4 protein-coding genes are annotated in these 2,560 nt (G+C 71.3%); all 4 read left to right on the top strand.

Annotation, left to right across the window (positions count from 1 at the left end):
* Positions 1-305, top strand: a 305-nt coding sequence (locus tag ACJ73U_RS40935; protein ID WP_407783166.1) for a hypothetical protein, incomplete at its 5' end; no start/stop codon positions are given.
* A complete protein-coding gene (locus tag ACJ73U_RS40930) occupies positions 302-436 on the top strand; it encodes a hypothetical protein (RefSeq protein ID WP_407783165.1) in 135 nt (44 codons plus the stop codon). The genes ACJ73U_RS40935 and ACJ73U_RS40930, both read left to right, overlap by 4 nt.
* A gap of 48 nt (positions 437-484) precedes the next feature.
* Complete coding sequence (locus ACJ73U_RS40925; RefSeq protein ID WP_407783164.1) at positions 485-1,729, top strand: ABC transporter substrate-binding protein; 1,245 nt, start codon at positions 485-487, stop codon at positions 1,727-1,729.
* A gap of 104 nt (positions 1,730-1,833) precedes the next feature.
* Positions 1,834-2,560: carbohydrate ABC transporter permease (locus tag ACJ73U_RS40920; RefSeq protein WP_407783167.1), on the top strand; the 727-nt coding region annotated here is incomplete at its 3' end.

Genomic DNA, 2,560 nt, shown 5'->3' with positions numbered 1-2,560 from the left:
CCCGCCACTCCCAGAACCTCGCCGTGCGGCCGGAGGTGTCGATCGTCGTGTTCGACTCCACCCTCCGGCCGGGCGTGGTGCAGGCCGTCTACCTGACGGGGACCGCCGCGCCGGTGCCGGCGCCCGAGACCGAGCGCGGGATGGACGTGTTCTCCCGCGCGGCGGTGCGGCAGGGCCTCGGGGAGTGGGGCACCGACCGCGTCACCGGCGCCGCCGAGCTGCGCCTGTACCGCGCCACCATCGCCGAGCACTACATCCTCGACCCCGACTCCCGGATCGAGACCCGCCTCCTGGTCCGGCCGTGACGGGCCCCGTCCGGCCGCACCTGTCGATGTCGCTGGCCGCTTCCGTGGCCGCGGACGGACGTTCCACCGGCTTCGCCGTGTGCCCGAGCCGTCTCATCCCGTGGAACCGGGTGCGCCGGCTCGACAAGTGATCATCGTCGTTTGATACTTTCCGACATATCTCGTCGGGGAGGGTGGCGATGGGTGTCGAGCGGAGCCGTCGGTCGTTTCTGGCGATCGCCGGGTTGTTGGGGGTCGCGGCGTGCGGGTCGAACACCGGGCGGGGTGGCTCGGCGCACGGGACGCTGCGCCACTGGTACCACGCCTACGGCGAGGACGGTGTGCAGGAGGCGGTCCGCCGCTACGCCGCCGCCTACCCCGACGCCAAGGTCGAGGTGCAGTGGAACCCCGGTGACTACGACTCGAAGATCGTGACCGCACTGCAGAACAGCGCCGTGCCGGACGTGTTCGAGGCGCAGGTCAAGGTCGACTGGGTGCGGCAGAAGCAGGTCGTGCCGCTGGACGACCTGCTCGGCGACACCCGCGACGACTTCGTGTCGACACTGCTGGAGTCCCAGACGGTCGACGGGAAGCTGTACGGCATCCCGCAGGCCATCGACACGCAGGTCCTGTACTACCGGCCGAGCCTGCTCGACGCGGCGGGCGTGGCGCCGCCGGCCACCCTCGACGAGCTGGTCGCGGCGGCGAAGCGGCTGAACACCGGCGGGGTCCGCGGCCTGTTCGCGGGCAACGACGGCGGTGTCGGCGTGCTCACCGCACCGCTGCTGTGGTCGGCGGGCCTGGACTTCCTGTCCGAGGACGGCAAGGCGCCCGGGTTCGACGACCCGCGGGCGGCCACCGTGTTCGGCAAGTTCCGCGAGCTGCACACGGGTGGCGGACTGCTGCTGGGGTCGCCGACGGACTGGGCCGACCCGGGCGCGTTCGTCGACGGGACGGTCGCCATGCAGTGGACCGGCCTGTGGAACCTGCCGAAGATCCTCAAGGCGCACGGGGACGACGTCGGCGTGCTGCCGTTCCCGAAGGTCGACGGCGACGGCGCCGACTCGGTGCCCGTCGGCGCGTACAGCGCCATGGTCAACGCGCGCGGCAGCGACGTCGACGCGGCCAAGGCGTACGTCAGGTGGCTCTGGGTCGAGAAGACCGACTACCAGACCGAGTTCGCGACCGCGTTCGGCGCGCACCTGCCCGCCAGGAAGAGCCTCGCGGCGAGGGCGAAGTCCCTGCGGGACGGACCGGGCAGGGACATCGTGGGCTTCGTCAACGACGGCGGCCGCATCGCGAGCCCCGCGCGGTGGTCCGCCACGGCCAACACCGCGCTGTCGGACGCGGTGTCCCGCATCGCCCGGCAGGGCGCGGACCCGGCGCGCGAACTGCCCGCCGCGCTGGACGTGGCACGCAAAGAGATCGCCCGGCTCGATCGGTGAGCCTGCGAGCACCGGCCACGAGTCCGGCCGACCTCCGTCGGCACCACCCACCCGGGCGACGGCCCGTCGCGCGCAGTGCTCGCCGGACCGCACTCACCTTCTGGCTGTTCGTCGGTCCGTTCGCGGCCGGGCTGCTGGTGTTCACGTACGTGCCGATCGGGTGGAGCGCCTACCTCAGCTTCTTCGACGCGCGGAACACGGTCACGCCGACGGAGTTCGTCGGGCTCGGCAACTACGTCGACATGCTCACCGACCGGGCCTTCCTCGACAGCATCGGCACGTTCACCGTCTTCGCCCTGTTCGTCATCCCCACGACGGTCGTGATCGCGCTGGCGCTCGCGTTGCTGGTCAACCAGGTCCGGGTGGCGCGGGCGTTCTTCCGGTCGGTGTTCTTCCTGCCGTTCGCGTGCTCGTACGTGGTGGCGTCGCTGGTGTGGAAGATGTCGTTGTTCTCCGGGGTGGACACCGGGATCGCGAACACCGTGCTGGGCTGGTTCGGCGGTGCGCCGCAGGCCTGGGTCGGCACTGTCGACCCGCCGCTGTACTGGGTCGTGCTCGTCACCGCGCGGCTGTGGCTGCAGCTGGGGTTCTACATGATCCTGATCCTCGCGGCACTGCAACGGATCCCGGCGTACCTGTACGAGGCGGCGTGGACCGACGGCGCCTCGCCCGGCTGGCAGACCTTCCGGCACGTGACGCTGCCGGGCCTGCGAGGCGCGCTGGTCGCGGTGGTCACGCTGAACCTGATCAACGCCTACCAGGCGTTCGACGAGTTCTACAACATCATGGGCGACTCCCGCGGCTACCCGCCGTTCGCCCGGCCGCCGCTGG

The organism is Actinophytocola sp. (assembly GCF_045807065.1).
GTDB lineage: Bacteria > Actinomycetota > Actinomycetes > Mycobacteriales > Pseudonocardiaceae > Actinophytocola.
Note: the sequence above shows the minus strand (reverse complement) of the source record. Positions and strands in the feature narration are given on the sequence as shown.